Here is a 16,033-nt window from a genome sequence, read left to right as displayed (position 1 = left end):
CTTTCATCCCTCAACGCCCTGCATGGATGCAATGAACCCGATATCGCTCGCCTGACGATCCGACGATCAGGGGCCGGGCGCAGGAGACCGCATGCTCAACAAACTGGCCGATATCTTTTCACCTCAGAACCGCCGCCTGATCACCCTCAAAACCGTTCTTCACGGCGAGCAGGAGTTGTTGCTCGATTCATTCACCGGCCGCGAAGCACTGTCGGAGTTGTTTACCCACGAGCTGGAACTGCTCGCCCAGGATGCCCACATTGAGCTGAAGTCACTGATCGGCACGCCTGCGCAATTGCAGATCGAGCTGGCGGACGGCGGTGTGCGCTTCATAGACGGCTGTATCAGCCGCTTCAGCATGGTCAGCAGTGACGGCGGGCTGTGTCGCTACTCGGCGACGTTAAGTCCATGGCTATGGCTGCTGAGCCAACGTCAGGATTCGCGGATCTTTCAGGAGAAAACCGTTGAGGGCATTCTCCGCGCTGTGTTCGCCGCTTACGGCTCGGTGGCAAGCTTCGAACTTCGGCTGTTCGATCAGCTGAAGCCGCACAGCTATATCACTCAGTATTTCGAAAGCGATCTCGATTTCGTGCTGCGCTTGCTCGAACACGAAGGGTTATTTTTCTACTTCGAGCACAACGCCGACGGCCACAGTCTGGTGATCACCGACCGCTCACAGGAATTGGCCGAATTGCCGGAGCAGCCGCGCATCCGCTACCACCGCGCGTCCGTCACCGAACCCGAAGACGCCATCACCCAGTGGAGCGCCCATCGGCAGCTGCAATCCACCCGAATCAGCCTGCAGACCAACGATTACAAACAGCCCGCCAACGCGATGCCGGTGAGCATGGTCAGCCTCAATCGGCAGGGAGATGTGCCGCCCCTGGAGATCTACGACCGTACGCAACCCTATTCCCATCGTGATTACGTGGCGGGCGAAACGCTGCTGCGCCGGCGCATCGAAGCCCATGAGGGCTCGGGTAAAGGCTTTACTGGCGCCAGCAATTGCCGCAGTTTGCGCGCGGGCTTCACCTTCGAGCTCACTCAGCATTTCGACCATGACCTGGGCGCCCGGGAGGAACGCTGTTTCCTGCTGCTCAGCGTCGAGGATCAAGGCCGCAACAATTACCTGTCAACCAAGCCCGCCGAGTACAGCAACACCTTCAGCTGCATCCGCCGCACGATCCCCTTTCGCCCGACGCTGACGGTGCCGCGACCAGTCATTTCCGGGCCTTTGACCGCCGTGGTGGTCGGGCCGAAAAGCGATGAAGTGTTCACCGACGAGTTGGGGCAGATTCGCGTGCGCTTTCACTGGCAGCGGCATGCCGACACCACGGACAGGGCGCCGCGCGAGGACGCTGAGGACACGGCCTGGCTGCGCGTCGCGATGCCCAGCGCCGGCACGGGTTTCGGCCATCAGTACGTGCCGCGTATCGGTCAGGAAGTGTTGGTGCAACACCTTGCCGGCGACGTAGACCGGCCGGTGGTGACCGGCGTGATGTACAACGGCACCCACGCCCATCCGTATTTCAGCGGCGAGGCCGGCCTGCCCGGCAACAAGGCGCTGTCGGGCATCAAGAGTCGTGAGCACAGCGGCCGGGGCTACAACGAACTGCTGTTCGACGACACCTGCGGCGAACTGCGCACGCGGCTGGCCAGCACTCATCAGGCCACGGCGCTGAACCTGGGCAAACTGACCACCCCGCGTGTGCGGGGCAGCGCCAGACCCCGTGGCGACGGCGCGGAATTGCGCACCGACGCCGCCATCGCCCTGCGCGCCGCCCAAGGCATGTTGCTGACGACCTACGCGCGCACCCAGGCCAACGGCGCGCAACTGGATCGGCGCGAGCTGCTCGACCTGCTCGCGGAATGCGGCGAGTTGTTCAAGGCGCTCGGGCAAACAGCAGGCGCTCAGGGCAGCCAACCCATCGACGAACAAGGCTTCGAAGGCCTGCAGCAATCGCTGCGACAGTGGCCGGAACCGGACAGCGCCCTGTCCGGCGATCCTGTGCTGGCGATTGCCGCTGTCGCCGGGACGGTCAGCGCAACGCCGGCCTCCCACCTGCAGGTCGCCGGGGAAAACCACGATACCCTCGCCCGCCGCCATGTGCAGGTCACCAGCGGACAGGCGACGCGCCTCAATGCCGGGCAAGGCATCGCGTTGTTTGCCGAGGATCAAGGCATCAGCGCCATTGCCAATCGCGGCGCGGTGCGCGTTCAGGCCCAGCACGCCGACATCGCCTTGACTGCCCAGCAAAACGTGCAGATCTGCGCGCAGCAGGGGGAAGTGGTCATCAGCGCGCCCAGCCTGCGGTTCGTCGCTGATGACGGCAGCTACATCAAAATCGGCGGCGGCATCGAGATGGGCACACAGGCTAAGGTGTTAACCCATGCCAGCGCCTACCACTGGACGGGCCCGAAAACCGATCGGGTCTCGGTGACGATGCCCCCACCCGGCGATCCGATCTGCCTGAAGTGCCTGCTCAAGGCCGCACTGAACGGCGCCGCCGAGGTGACCCTGTGAACGCGCTGCCGAAATCCTATACCGCTCTGGTCGAGGCCAAAGCGCTGAGCAGCGTGATCTTGCTCGACGGGGCCATGCAGCAACGGCTTGGCGAACGACTGGCGCGGGACCCTGACGGCGCGGTGTCGCTGTTCGCCGACTATTCCAGGGCGGCCCAAGCCCTCGGGCCCTGGTTGATGACCCCGGAGCGTGCCGCAACGCTGGGCATCGATGGCTGCGCACGCAGGGTCAACTGGCTGGCGAGCGCCCTGCCGATGGACGCGGTGCGCGAGCATTTGCTGCACTGGATGCGCGGCCCGGACCCGACCGCCAGAACCTGGCAACGGCTGGCGGATGGTCGGGCGCTCACCGCGCTGATGAGCGTGTGGGTCCACAGCCAGCGCACCGCGTTTTGTCAGCCTTGGCAGGCCTGGTGTTACGGCGACCGCAACGGCATGGGTCGGCTGCTCGCCCTGCCCGACAAGCAGGAGATGTTGACGCCGGTGTCGACGGCGCTGGATGCCGTGCAGCAGCAACGTTTGCGTCTGGCGACAGCGGCGGATCGGTTGATCCACGAGCTCAAGACCACGGTTGATTTGCACGCCTCGATCAAAAATTGTCGGGAGAGCCGTCATGCCACGGTGCAGGGTGTGCTGGCCCAAGCGGCCGCTGCGGGGTATGCGGTTGAAAACGACCTTGGGCAGTTTGTGGTGTGGGCGTTGCGTACCGGCGCTACAGCGGCGCAGCGATGGGCGGGGTTGGGGGCGGTGGAACAGCGATTGACCGGCAGTGCACTGTCCGAGGCGCTTGGGGAGGACATGGGGCCAGAGAAGTTGACCCTGTGAAGCGCGCGCCGTTGGGGGTGTTTTGGGGCGTGACCGTGGTGCTGATCGGAGTGGCTCGGTGGGGGTTGATGCCGCCTTCGAAGCCAGTGTCGACAACGCGATATTTCGGCAGCAGCGTGACGCCGATGGATCACGACATGAGCGATACGTTTGTGCGGCCGGTGTTTGTTAATGGGTCGGGAGTTGGTGAAGCAGGGAGAGGCGGCGGTACTTCTTTAGGGGCGCTTAGTCTGCCGGCGCCATGGCATCCGGGTTTGACGGTTAGGGTTAAGTGGAGGCGGTGTGAACCTTATGGCGAGAGCTGTCGATGGACTGAGAAAGATGTTTTGGTTCATCCCTACGACCATTCGGGCGGTACTCGCCTTCATATTCTTGAGAACGACGACGTATTGGTTATCCCCAGCATGTTGGGTACCCGCCACCCTGATTACCCTGGCCCTGAATATCCTATTAAAAACTTTGACAAATGAAAGGCTTTATCCGTGAACATCGTTAAATGGATGAGAACTGCCTGCACTCCATCACACGAGTGCATCATGAAACGGATGAATCTAGGCACAATCTTGGGAGGAGCCGCGATATTAAGTGCAGTTATCAGCTATGCGTAATACCCACGGCCTGAGCCGGCTGTTAAGGAACTGTATTTCGGGAGCAGCGTAATTCCCATGGATCACGATACGAGCGACACATTTGTTAGACCTGTATTTCTGGACGGTAGCGGCGTTGGTAAAGCCGCGACCGTTGGTAGCACTGTGCTCGGAGCCCTGAGACTGCCTGCACCTTGGCACCCGGGACTTACCGGGAGAGTTAAATGGAGACGCTGTGAACCTTATGGAAAAAATTGCAAATGGACTGAAAAGGAGGTTTTGGTACATCCCTACGACAAAACGGGAGCTACTCATCTTCATATTATGGAAAACGATAATGTACTCATCATCCCAAGCATGATCTCGCCTCGACATCATGACTATCCTGGAACTCGTTATCCTAAAAAGGATTTCTACAAATGAAAGGAATCATCAAATGAACAACCTGAGCTGGCGGCCTTCAGAAGCACCTGAGTCATATATGATCTTTCCGAAACTATTTGCACCAAGCACAGAATTCCCGTGCAGGCTCAAACTGAACTTCTCTATTTATTTCGATGGCACGCGTAACAACAGAGACATGGATAAACCTACCAGTTCCCAAAGTAATGTTGTCAAGCTGGCAGATCTTGCGATTGAAGAGCCGGATGACTGTATTTTTCGGCTTTATATCCAGGGTGTAGGAACAAGCTTCCCTGAAATCGGTGAACCGGAACCACATCCGGAAGGTGCTAAAGACGGCTCGATGGGGGATCGGCGTATTCGCTATGCAATGTTGTATATAGCTAACAGGGTTGCCGACGTTGCTAACAATCAGTTACTCGTCGACGAAGACCCTAGATCTATCACCCACGCCGTAAAAAACGACAACCTGATCCCCCGCTGGCGCGACCAGATCACCACGATGCTGATCCCCCGCATCGGCGGCCCGAAGATCGATGAAATCACCCTCGACCTGTTCGGTTTCTCCCGAGGCGCCACCGCCGCACGCTCGTTCCTCAATCAACTGCTCAAGCACTTCGGCAACAACGACAGCACCTTCTGCGGCATCCCCCTGCGCGTGCGTTTCATGGGGTTATTCGACACCGTCGCCTCAGTCGGACTGGCCGACGCCTACCCCCTTCCGGTGGACGGCCACCAATACTGGGGCGATCAGTCGCTGCTGACCATCCCGCCTTGTGTCGAGCAATGCGTACACATGGTCGCCGCCCATGAAAACCGTGCCTCTTTCCCGGTGGACCTGATTCGCGCCGGTGAGACCTACACGCCCAACTGCCTGGAGATCGTTTACCCCGGCATGCACGCCGATGTCGGCGGCGGCTACGGGCTCAGAGACCAGGGCAAAGGTACTCAACAAGCCGACGGAAGCATGCGCCATTCCACCGCCGACAAGCTGTCGCAAATTCCGCTTAACGATATGTATGAGCGAGCGCTGAAAGCTGGCGTGCCACTGAGGAGGCTTGATAAGGCAGCCCGCCGCGATCTGTCGGACGACCTCGCCATCTCCCCCGACCTCCAGGACAGCTTCGACACCTACATGTCGCAGCTCACCGCCCTGCAACCCGGCGCACCCGTCACCCATCACTTCCTCGCCCACCGCAAGCTCTACCTGGGCTGGCGCAAGCAAGTCATCGCCGACGAGGATTTCAGTCAGCTGTCATTCGTGCGCGCCAGTGGCGATCAGGAGCGGGTAGACATGATCGAGGCCAATCGTCAGTTACGTCATCGCGTGGAGGCCTTTACCCACGACACCCAGCGGCAAAAATACCTCGAGAAGCTCCAGTACAGCCTGGCGTCGCCGCTGGAGAAAGGCTTTCACCTGGAATGGCGTCACGCCCCCGCCCTGCACCCCGAAGTCGGTCTATTTCTTGAGCAGTACGTGCATGACTCCCGCGCGCACTTCGTGCTCACCGATCCGCAAACCGAGGATGAGCGCCGGGTGTTGCACGAGTCTCTGGAGCGGCAGGACCGCGAGTACCAGCAAGCAATGACAGCGTGGCGCGCCCAGCAAAAGGCCGATGAGCGCGCCGTGATGCAGGGCAAATCCGTGGTCCCGACCGTTCGCCCTCGCGACCCTCTGAGTGGCCTGGGGCGCGAAATGCTGCGCCTGCACCGCGCCGGCCAGCCGGTCATATTCAACGACGCCACCCCCGGCACGAGCGTGGACGGCGTGAACGACAGCCGTGACCTGCTCAATCGCTATTCCGGCCGGCGCGAAGACTGGAGCTACCTGCGCCTGCGACAGGTATTTGCCGGCGCACGGGTGCACTACGCGCCTTACGCCCCACCGGCTCCAAAACCAAGACGATCCATCGTTGACCTCAGGAGAAGCGCATGACCCGTTTTTGTTCATTCAAATAGGACCTTGCTGATGATGAAAGGATGCATGAAATGAAATACCAGATTTTTCAACTACTTTATTTAACTGACGGCCGTACCGTATTCAAAAACAGGCCCTGCCCCACCGATAAGCTTCAGCGGAATTTCAAGTATTGGCTGCGGCTCGATATAAGTAAGGCGTGCAATAACACCAACGAAGAGCAGTGAGCCCGCCGATGAAAAAAATCAACCTCGGCATGTTTCTGGGCGGGGCTGCGATATTGATCGCAGTGGTTAATTATGTGAAATACCCACGGCCTGAGCCTGTTATCAAGAAACTGTATTTCGGGAGCAGCGTGATTCCCATGGACCACGACATGAGCGATACCTTTGTACGGCCGGTTTATGTCGATGGGAATTGGGTTGGCGCTGCGGGTACGGGAGGAAGCACCGTCTCTGGCGCGCTCAGTCTTCCTGCACCTTGGCACTTGGGATTAACGGTTCGCGTTAAATGGAGGCGTTGTGAACCTTATGGAAAGAATTGCAGATGGACCGAAAAAGATGTGTTGGTGCATCCCTACGACAAGTCGGGAGCTACGCACCTTCATATTCTGGAGAACGATGATGTATTGATCATCCCGAGCATGTTATCGCCACGAAACCCAGACTACCCCGGCCCTGGCCATCCAAAAAAAGACTTCTATAAGTGAAAGGATTCAAAGAATGAGCAATCTCAGCTGGCGTCCATCAGAAGCGCCCGCATCATATAGATTTTTTCCAAAGCTATTTGAGCCAACCGCTGAATTTCCATGCAGGCTTAAACTCAGTTTTTCGATCTATTTCGATGGCACTCGAAACAGTAAAGATGTAGATAAGCCAAGCCAATCTCATAGCAACATCGCCAGACTTTTTGATCGAGCGCTTGATAAAGAAGAGGAATGTATATACCGACTGTACCTACAGGGAGTAGGCACAAGCTTCCCCGAAATCGGCGAGCCGGTGCCTCATCCAGACGGAGCTAAAGCAGGGGCAATGGGCGATCGCCGTATTCGCTACGCGATGCTGTTTGTCGCCAATCGTGTGGCCGATACCGCATATGGCCGATATCTGGTGGATGAAAATCCTCAGTCCATAGCCCACGCCGTCAAGAACGACAATTTAATCCCTCGCTGGCGCGACCAGATCACCACCATGCTGATCCCCCGCATCGGCGGCCCGAAGATCGATGAAATCACCCTCGACCTGTTCGGCTTCTCAAGGGGCGCAACCGCCGCGCGCTCATTTCTCAATCAACTGCTGAAGCACTTCGGCAACAACGACAGCACCTTCTGCGGCATCCCGTTGCGCGTCCGCTTCATGGGGTTGTTCGACACCGTCGCCTCAGTCGGACTGGCCGACGCCTACCCCCTTCCGGTGGACGGCCACCAATACTGGGGCGATCAATCGCTGCTGACCATTCCACCGTGCGTAGAGCAATGCGTGCACATGGTCGCCGCCCATGAAAACCGTGCCTCTTTCCCGGTGGACCTGATTCGCGCCGGTGAGACCTATACGCCCAACTGTCTGGAGATCGTCTACCCCGGCATGCACGCCGATGTCGGCGGCGGTTACGGTCTCAGAGATCAGGGTAAAGGTACCCAACAGGCCGACGGCAGCATGCGCCATTCCACCGCTGACAAGCTGTCGCAAATTCCGCTTAACGATATGTATGAGCGAGCGCTTGAAGCTGGCGTGCCTTTGATTAGCCTCGACAAAAAAGTGCGCGGCGATCTGTCGGACGACTTCGCCATCTCCCCCGAACTCCAAGACAGCTTCGACACCTACATGTCCCAGCTCACCGCCCTGCAAACCGGCGCGCCCGTCACCCATCACTTCCTCGCCCACCGCAAGCTGTACCTGGGCTGGCGCAAGCAGGTCATCGCCGACGAGCATTTCAGTCAGCTCTCCTTCATTCGCGCCAGTGGCGATCAGGAGCGGGTGGATATGATCGAGGCCAATCGGCAGTTGCATCAGCGTATCCAGGCGTTCAGCGACGACACCCAGCGGCAAAAATACCTCGAAAAGCTGCAGTACAGCCTGGCCTCGCCCCTGGAAAAAGGCTTTCACCTGGAATGGCGTCACGCCCCTGCCCTGCACCCTGAGGTCGGCCTGTTTCTTGAGCAGTACGTGCATGACTCCCGCGCGCATTTCGTGCTCACCGATCCCCAAACCGACGATGAACGCCGGGTGTTGCACGAGTCTTTGGAACGTCAGGACCACGAGTACCAGCAGGCGTTGACGGCGTGGCGCGCCCAGCAAAAAAGCTGACGAGCGCGCCGTGATGCAGGGCAAATCCGTGGTCCCGACCGTTCCCCCTCGTGACCCTCTGAGTGGGCCGGCTCGCGAAATGCTGCGCCTGCACCGCGCCGGCCAGCCGGCCATCTTCAACGATGCCAACCCCGGCACGAGCGTGGACGGCGTGAGCGATAGCCGCGACCTGCTCAACCGCTATTCCGGCCGCCGCGAAGACTGGAGTTACCTGCGCTTGCGACAGGTGTTCGCCGGCGCTCGGGTGCACTACGCGCCTTACGCCCCACCGGCCGCAAAACCAAGACGATCCATTGTTGACCTCAGGAGAAGCGCATGAACCACAAAGGACTGTCGCAAGGATTCTTCCTCACGCTGGCCGCCTTGATGGCCTGCCTGGCAGGCTGCCAAAAAGAGCCGGAACCGGCGCCGGATAAATCCCGACCGCTGCAAACCACCGTCTGGAAACTCGCTCAACTAGACCTGGGCGGAACGCCCTATGCCCTTACCGATATTCCCCAGGAGAGCCATGTGGGTTTCGTGATCTTCAAGGCCGAAGACCAGACGCTGATCGGCTTCGCTGGCTGCCAGCAGGTCGACGGGCACTACCGCGTCGAAGGCGAGCGGCTGTTGGTAGAGGACGTCACCCTGACCGGCTCGCGCTGTCACAACCCGCGCTTCGATCACGTCGGTGACCGCTTCGCCCAGGCGTTGCGCGGCGTGACCACGTATCGCCTGGCCAGTGACGACGCCCGTCTGGAGCTGATGACCGATGGCAGCGTCACCGCCGTGCTGCTGTTCCGCCAGCCGGAAAAGGACATGTGGTGATGGATATTCAAGACACCCAAACTGGACGACCCGTGATCAAGACCCGACGCGTGATCAACCCGCCTGAATTCCTATGGCCACGAGGCTATCTTCGTGTGCTGGCGTTGCTGATCGGCCTGTGGCTCGCTTTTCTCTTTGCAGTGGCACGCAGTGTGGCTGCCAGCGGATCGCCAGTGCGGGACATGCAGCAGCTAGCCTGGAACGGCTGTATCTGGATCGTTCTGGCGCTTGCCTTCCTCTTCATGGCCTATAGCTTGATCAAGTTCATGCTGTGCGAGCGTCGCTGCGACGCAGAATCCGAGGCCCACCGTCAGTGGCTCTACGGCGAAGCGCAACTGAGTTGGGCTCTCGATATTCAAGGCACCGGGCTGGGCATGCATGGCATTACGCTGAAGCAGATATGGACCTCGCTGAGCAGTGGCGAGCAGACAGTCCCCATCGCGCCCACGGCATCGCCCCATGACTACACCACCCGGGACTGGCTCTTCCCGCTTCGACGCGCCGCGTTTCGCGGTTCCGCCGCCTACGCCGTGACGTTCTGGCCGATCCCGACGTTTGTGGTCGGCTCACTGCGCCCTGCCAACGAACAGGTCAGCGCCGCATGGATGATCAACGAAGGTCGCAACGCCGCCGTTCTCGGACAGAGCCAGTTCGTGACACAGTTCGCCGAGCGGGGTGACAAAACCCAGGCCATGATCGAGCACCTGTTTGCGTTCATGGAGAAGCATCGCCGGGTACCGCAGGCCCTGCTGGTCAGCGACGAGGAAGGTGGCTCGGCCGAAACCGACAATTCCCCCACCGCCAACACCGCCGCGCTGTTGCTGAGCAACCGCGTGTCAGGACTGGAGCGTACCTCCGTCGACACCCCTACTGGAGAGGCATTCATGCGAACGGCGCCGGGCAGGCTGTGGACGTTCTTCTGGCAGACGGACAAGGCCTATGCCATGGAATATCAACAGGCGAAGACGGCTGCGGGCGAGCCGGCCGCGATCATCCCCAGGACGATGCCGACCGACTATTGGCACGCGCACCTGCGCGATTTCTTGAAAACCTATGAAGACGACGGCCCTTATTTTGAACCCAGTGTGTGGCTGCCGGTGCGCTGGGGACGGTTCCAGCTGGAGGCGTACAACGCGGCTCCGGTGTGGGGTTATCTGCATCGGCCGATCAAGGTGGCGACCCGCCCGACCGCGGGCGCTGCGGCCACCGCGCATAACCTCCGGATGTTGGAGGACGGCTGGATTCATGCGCTGAATTCGTTGCCCGTGGACGAGCGCCCGGTGCGGGTGTTTTACGACAGCCGCCAACTGCCCGGCTTGAACACGATGCTCCTGCAAGCGCTGGCTGAGTTGAACCGCGCGGGTCAGGGCCTTGCTCCTGAGCATTCCGGCGACGTCTATGACTTAGGGCTGCGCGTGGGCGATACCGGCGTCGGCAGCACGTTGCTGCTGCTGAATGTCGCCACCGTCGCCAGTTATGAGAGCGGCGGCATCAGCGCGGTCATGTATGCCGGCGAGGATCAAAGCATCACCGTGCAGATGGTGCGCCCGCCCGATGCCCAGTGCAAAAAACAAAATCAGCGCAACGCCGAAGCGGCCGGGGATGGTTGAAAAGGCGGCGCACTCAGCTGGGTGGACTGGCTTCAGCCAAGAAGGCTGGACGCCGAACGACCGTGCTCCATAAACTGCGTCCATCTGTCGCAGACCTCTACAGCAGGGTGAAGAATGTCGGGTAACGGGGACGATGTATGAATCGCAATGAGCTGCGCAAGGCCGACATCAACCTGATGGTGGTGTTCGAAACCTTGATGCAAGAGCGTAACGTGACCCGCGCCGCCGAGAAGCTGTTCCTCGGCCAACCCACCATCAGCGCTGCCCTCAACCGCCTGCGTGCGCTGTTCAACGACCCGCTGTTCATTCGCGTCGGGCACCGCATGGAACCCACGGCGCGGGCCAACGAGATCATCAGTCACCTGTCGCCGGCGCTGGACGCCATGTCCGTGGCCCTGAGCCTCACGCGGGAATTCGATCCGGCCAGCAGCGACATGACCTTCCGCATCGGGCTGTCCGATGACGTCGAATACAGCCTGTTGCCGCCGATGCTGCGCGCGATCCGTGAAGAAGCGCCGGGCATCGTGCTGGTGATCAAGCAGGTCAATTTCTGGAATGTTTCGGAGCTGCTCATGTCCGGCGACATCACCGTCGGCGTCTGCCTGACCCGTGAGCTGCCGGCCAATGCCAAGCGAAAAATGCTGCGCATCATGCGGCCGATGGTGGTGCGGGCCGATTCTTCGCCCGAGCCAATCACCCTGGATGAATACTGCACCCGGCCCCACGTCGTGGTTTCCCACGTGGCGAACATTTCAAGCTTTGCGGATGAGTGGCTGGCGGCGATCGGGCGCAAGCGCACCGCCGTACTGTCGGTGCCGCAATACAGCACATTGCCGGCGTTGATGGAGGGGACGGATCTGCTGTGCAACTTGCCGGATCACCTGACCCGTGCCATGGCCCGGACCGGTCTGCGCGGTGAGCCGCTGCCGTTCGTGACGCCGAATCTGGAGCTGTCGATGGTCTGGCTCAGCGTCATGGACACCGACCCCGCCGAACGCTGGCTGCGCAAGCGGCTGGAGGCGTTCATGGGGGATTCAAGCGCTACCAGCTCTGCGCGGTAGCGCCTGCCCCCTTCCCGGCTAAAGCCGGTCCTACAGACAAATCGCGATCCCGCCATAGGACCGGCTTTAACCGGGAAGACCCCAGCCATATTCCCAATCAGCCAAAACGACCGGTGATGTAATCCTCGGTCTGGGTCTTGGATGGCTTGGTGAAGATGGTGTCGGTGTCGCCGTGTTCGATCAGTTCGCCCATGAACATGAACGCGGTGTAGTCCGAGCAGCGCGCGGCCTGTTGCATGTTGTGGGTGACGATGATCACGGTGAACTGCTCTTTGAGCTCGGTGATCAGCTGTTCGATGCGACCGGTGGAGATCGGGTCGAGGGCTGAAGTCGGTTCGTCCAGCAGCAGCACTTGCGGGCGCAGCGCGATGGTGCGGGCGATGCACAGGCGCTGTTGCTGACCACCGGACAGGCTCTGGGCGCTCTGCTTGAGCTTGTCTTTCACTTCATCCCACAACGCCGCGCCGCGCAGGGCCTGCTCGACGCGCTCTTCCATCTCGCGACGAGAAAGTTTCTCGTGGTGGCGCACCGCGTAGGCGATGTTGTCGTAGATCGACATCGGGAACGGCACCGGCTTCTGGAACACCATCCCGACATTGCTGCGCAGGCGGTTCATCGAGTAGCCCGGGGCGAGAATATTCTCACCGTTGAGCATCACTTCGCCTTTGGCTTCCTGCTTCGGGTACATCGAGTAAATGCGGTTGAACACGCGCAGCAGCGTGGACTTGCCGCAGCCGGACGGGCCGATGATCGCGGTGATGCGCTTCTCGGGGATGATCATGTCGACCGACTTCAGCGAACGCTGAGTGCCGTAGTAGAAATCGAGACCGCGTACCTGGATTTTGGTTTTTTCGTCGGCGAGGGAAAGGTTGTTCATCAGGACGCCCTATTGCGCAAAAGGAGAAGACGGGAACTGAGGCTCAGTACCAGCACAAACATGGTCATAATCAAGGCGCCGGCCCAGGCCAGGGAGTGCCAGTCATCGAACGGACTCATCGCGTACTGGAAGATCACCACAGGCACGCTTGCGATCGGTTTGAGCAGGTCACTGCTCCAGAACTGGTTGCCGAAGGCGGTGAACAGCAGCGGCGCGGTTTCGCCGGTGATGCGCGCCAGCGCCAGCAGAATGCCGGTCACCACGCCGGCCTTGGCGGCACGCAGGACGATCTGCAGCGTCAGCTTCCATTGCGGCACACCCAGCGCAAGCGCGGCTTCGCGCATGGTCGACGGTTGCAGCTGGAGCATTTCGTCGGTGGTGCGCACCACCACCGGGATCACCAGCAGAGCCAGGGCCAGAGCGCCGGCGATGGCGGAGAAACCCACCTGGTGGTTGGTCACGGCGCTGAGGGGCAGGATCACCGCGGTGTACACGAACAGACCGAGCACGATCGACGGCGCCGACAACAGAATGTCGTTGATGAAGCGCACCGCGTTGCCCAGCTTGGTGTTGCGGGCAAACTCTGCCAGCCAGATACCGGCCATCAAACCAATCGGCGTGCCGATCAGCAGGCCGATGCCGGACATCAGGATGCTGCCGTAGAAGGCGTTGGCCAGACCGCCGGACGAGCCCGGTGGCGGGGTCATTTCAGTGAACAGCCGCAGGTTCAGCGCTTCGAATCCGTTGACGATCGTGGTCAGCAGAATCCACACCAGCCACAACAGGCCGAAGGCCGTCGCGGCGCAACTCAGGACCATCGCGATCCTGTTCTTGATGGCGCGTGAGCGGTACAGGTTTTCGTTATCGGCCTTACTCATAGACCCTCCTTGCGCGACAGACGAGAGAGCATCAGACGGGCGATCGCCAGCACGATGAAGGTAACCACGAACAGCAGGAAGCCCAGGGCGATCAGTGCAGAACGGTGCAGGTCGGTGTAGGCCTCGCTGAACTCGTTGGCAATCACCGAAGCAATCGAGCTGCTCGGCATCATCAGCGATGCGGAGAACTGGTGCGCGTTACCCAATACGAAGGTCACCGCCATGGTTTCACCGAGCGCACGGCCCAGACCCAGGAACACACCGCCGACCACCGCCGAGCGGGTGTAAGGCAGGACGATGTCCCAGACCACTTCCCACGTCGTGCCGCCCAGGGCGTAAGCCGACTCTTTAAGGGCGATGGGCACGCTGCGGAACACTTCGGTCATGACCGAGGTGATGAACGGGATAATCATGATCGCCAGCACGATGCCGGCGGTGAGCATGCCGATGCCCAGGGGCGGGCCTTGAAACACCGGGCCGATCAGCGGCAGCGCGCCAAGGTTGTCGTTGATCCAAGGGGCCATGTACTGGGCCATGAACGGGCCGAACACGAACAGGCCCCACATGCCGTAGATGATCGAAGGAATGCCCGCCAGCAGCTCCACCGCCGAAGCGATGGGCATGCGCAACCAGGGCGGTGCGACTTCAGTCAGAAAAACCGCGATGCCGAAGCTCACCGGAACGGCGATCAGCAGGGCGAGAAAGGAGGTGACCAGCGTGCCGTAGATCGGTACCAACGCGCCGAACTTGCCGTTGACCACGTCCCATTCGGTACTGGTAAGAAATTCGAAGCCAAACGTCTTGAATGCCAGGGCACCGCCCCAGAGTGTCGAGCCGGCGATACTCGCCAGCAACAGCAGCACCAACAGAGCCGCTCCCAGCATCGTGCGCCGAAACCAGGCGTCGTGTCGGTGATCGCGGGCCGCGCGTTTTTCGCTCTCGGATATTGCATCCGGAATCACAGCGGACATGTATTGGGTGTTATCAGTCATGGTAGGTCCACTCGCAAGGAAACCCTGCCATCGAGCGCTCGGTGGCAGGGGTAAGCCGGATTACGTCGAGTTACTTGGTGAACTCGGTTTTCCAGTAGTCTTCGATCTTGCTGACCAGCGATGCAGGCAGAGGTACGTATTCCAGTTTTTCAGCGGCGCTCTGACCTTTTTCCAGGGACCATTTGAAGAAGTCGAAAGCAGCCGCGCTTTTCTCGGCGTTCTTCGGTTGCTTGTACATGATGATCCAGGTGGTCGCGGTGATCGGCCATGCCGTCTTGCCCGGCGCGTTGGTCATGATCAGGTTGAAGTCTTTGGCGTTGGCCCAGTCGGCGGTGTCGGCCGCTGCGGCAAAGGCTTTGGCGTCAGGCTTGATGAACTCGCCAGCCGAGTTTTGCAATTGGGTGAAAGCGATATCGCTCTTGGTGGCGTAGGAGTATTCAACGTAACCGATCGAGCCCTTGATCTGTTTTACGTAAGCCGCCACACCTTCGTTGCCCTTGCCGCCCACGCCCACTGGCCATTGAACGGCGGAGCCGGTGCCTGGACCGGATTTCCATGCGTCGCTGACTTTGGTCAGGTAGCTGGTGAAGTTGAAGGAAGTGCCCGAGCCGTCCGAACGGTGAACGACGGTGATGTTGGTTTCAGGCAGTTTCACGCCTTCGTTCAGTTTGACGATCGCAGGGTCGTTCCACTTGGTGATTTTGCCCTGGAAGATGTCGGCGAGGACCTGCCCGCTCAATTTCACGTCGTTGGCTTTCACGCCTTCCAGGTTGACGACCGGAACGATACCGCCGATCACGCTTGGGAATTGACCCAGACCGCCGGCCTTGAGGTCTTCCGCGGACATCGGGGCGTCGGACGCGCCGAAGTCAACGGTGGCAGCCTTGATCTGGGCGATACCGCCACCCGAACCGATCGACTGGTAGTTGACGCGATTGTCAGCAGTTTTGCTGTAGTCCTGCGACCACTGGGAGATAACCGGGAATACGAAACTCGAACCAGCGCCAGTCACATCAACGGCGTGTGCCATACCCGACAGGCACATCGAAGCCATCAGAAGCGACAGGCGTTTTTTAGTCAGCAGAATCACGGCAATACCTCAACAAGAGAATTTTGTGTGTGTGGTCACAGTTAAAGACCCGAGGCAGATTTAAAACCGGAAACATTTCTGTTTGATGACAGTCTTGAGACCGCGCGCAAAAACGGAGGCGTCTGTCAGCCATTTCTTACAGCGTGTAAATCTGAAG

The 16,033-nt window shown here is 60.1% G+C and carries 15 protein-coding genes; 11 read left to right on the top strand and 4 right to left on the bottom strand.

The genetic code is table 11. From position 1 onward, the window contains the following. Positions 1–91: 91 nt before the first annotated feature. The 11 genes from SLW75_RS07410 (at position 92) to SLW75_RS07360 (ending at position 12,039) form a co-directional block, all read left to right on the top strand. Complete coding sequence (locus tag SLW75_RS07410; RefSeq protein WP_410934051.1) at positions 92–2,524, top strand: type VI secretion system Vgr family protein; 2,433 nt, start codon at positions 92–94, stop codon at positions 2,522–2,524. Beyond that, on the top strand, positions 2,521–3,348 hold the full coding sequence (locus SLW75_RS07405; RefSeq protein ID WP_410934050.1) for a DUF4123 domain-containing protein: 828 nt from the start codon (positions 2,521–2,523) through the stop codon (positions 3,346–3,348). The genes SLW75_RS07410 and SLW75_RS07405 overlap by 4 nt, the downstream gene beginning before the upstream one ends. Before the next feature lie 137 nt (positions 3,349–3,485). Beyond that, the gene (locus SLW75_RS07400; RefSeq protein WP_410934049.1) at positions 3,486–3,818 is read left to right on the top strand and encodes a DUF3304 domain-containing protein; all 333 of its coding nucleotides are present in this window, start codon (positions 3,486–3,488) and stop codon (positions 3,816–3,818) included. A 195-nt stretch (positions 3,819–4,013) separates the two neighbouring features. Continuing rightward, positions 4,014–4,358: a DUF3304 domain-containing protein gene (locus SLW75_RS07395; RefSeq protein WP_410934048.1), complete on the top strand. Its 345-nt coding sequence runs from the start codon at positions 4,014–4,016 to the stop codon at positions 4,356–4,358. Further along, positions 4,312–6,273 (top strand): T6SS phospholipase effector Tle1-like catalytic domain-containing protein, encoded by a 1,962-nt coding sequence (locus SLW75_RS07390; RefSeq protein WP_410934047.1) that lies wholly within the window; start codon positions 4,312–4,314, stop codon positions 6,271–6,273. The genes SLW75_RS07395 and SLW75_RS07390 overlap by 47 nt, the downstream gene beginning before the upstream one ends. Before the next feature lie 217 nt (positions 6,274–6,490). Then, positions 6,491–6,964, top strand: coding sequence for a DUF3304 domain-containing protein (locus SLW75_RS07385; RefSeq protein WP_410934046.1), 474 nt, complete (start codon positions 6,491–6,493; stop codon positions 6,962–6,964). Positions 6,965–6,977: 13 nt separating this feature from the next. Beyond that, positions 6,978–8,561, top strand: a complete 1,584-nt coding sequence (locus SLW75_RS07380) for a T6SS phospholipase effector Tle1-like catalytic domain-containing protein (RefSeq protein ID WP_410934045.1) — start codon at positions 6,978–6,980, stop codon at positions 8,559–8,561. A 79-nt stretch (positions 8,562–8,640) separates the two neighbouring features. Next, positions 8,641–8,880: a hypothetical protein gene (locus SLW75_RS07375; RefSeq protein WP_410934044.1), complete on the top strand. Its 240-nt coding sequence runs from the start codon at positions 8,641–8,643 to the stop codon at positions 8,878–8,880. Beyond that, complete coding sequence (locus SLW75_RS07370; protein ID WP_410934043.1) at positions 8,877–9,368, top strand: META domain-containing protein; 492 nt, start codon at positions 8,877–8,879, stop codon at positions 9,366–9,368. The genes SLW75_RS07375 and SLW75_RS07370 overlap by 4 nt, the downstream gene beginning before the upstream one ends. Next, on the top strand, positions 9,368–10,978 hold the full coding sequence (locus SLW75_RS07365; RefSeq protein ID WP_410934370.1) for a DUF2875 family protein: 1,611 nt from the start codon (positions 9,368–9,370) through the stop codon (positions 10,976–10,978). The genes SLW75_RS07370 and SLW75_RS07365 overlap by 1 nt, the downstream gene beginning before the upstream one ends. Before the next feature lie 137 nt (positions 10,979–11,115). Next, positions 11,116–12,039: a LysR family transcriptional regulator gene (locus SLW75_RS07360; RefSeq protein ID WP_065988536.1), complete on the top strand. Its 924-nt coding sequence runs from the start codon at positions 11,116–11,118 to the stop codon at positions 12,037–12,039. 97 nt (positions 12,040–12,136) lie between these two features. On the opposite strand, the gene pstB is transcribed toward SLW75_RS07360, so the two are convergent. The 4 genes from pstB to pstS all read right to left on the bottom strand — a co-directional run bounded on the left by pstB (position 12,137) and on the right by pstS (position 15,876). Continuing rightward, complete coding sequence (gene pstB / locus SLW75_RS07355; protein ID WP_065988537.1) at positions 12,137–12,916, bottom strand: phosphate ABC transporter ATP-binding protein PstB; 780 nt, start codon at positions 12,914–12,916, stop codon at positions 12,137–12,139. Then, a complete protein-coding gene (gene pstA, locus SLW75_RS07350) occupies positions 12,916–13,794 on the bottom strand; it encodes a phosphate ABC transporter permease PstA (protein WP_065988538.1) in 879 nt (292 codons plus the stop codon). Before pstA ends, pstB begins: the two co-directional genes overlap by 1 nt. Then, entirely contained in the window at positions 13,791–14,786 is a 996-nt protein-coding gene (pstC, locus tag SLW75_RS07345) for a phosphate ABC transporter permease subunit PstC (protein WP_065988539.1), read from the bottom strand. The genes pstA and pstC overlap by 4 nt, the downstream gene beginning before the upstream one ends. Positions 14,787–14,856: 70 nt before the next feature. Continuing rightward, positions 14,857–15,876: a phosphate ABC transporter substrate-binding protein PstS gene (pstS, locus tag SLW75_RS07340; protein ID WP_192130204.1), complete on the bottom strand. Its 1,020-nt coding sequence runs from the start codon at positions 15,874–15,876 to the stop codon at positions 14,857–14,859. Between the last annotated feature and the right edge of the window lie 157 nt (positions 15,877–16,033).

This window comes from Pseudomonas sp. W5-01 (assembly GCF_046540435.1).
In the GTDB taxonomy this organism is placed as follows: Bacteria; Pseudomonadota; Gammaproteobacteria; order Pseudomonadales; family Pseudomonadaceae; genus Aquipseudomonas; species Aquipseudomonas graminis_B.
Note: the sequence above shows the minus strand (reverse complement) of the source record. Positions and strands in the feature narration are given on the sequence as shown.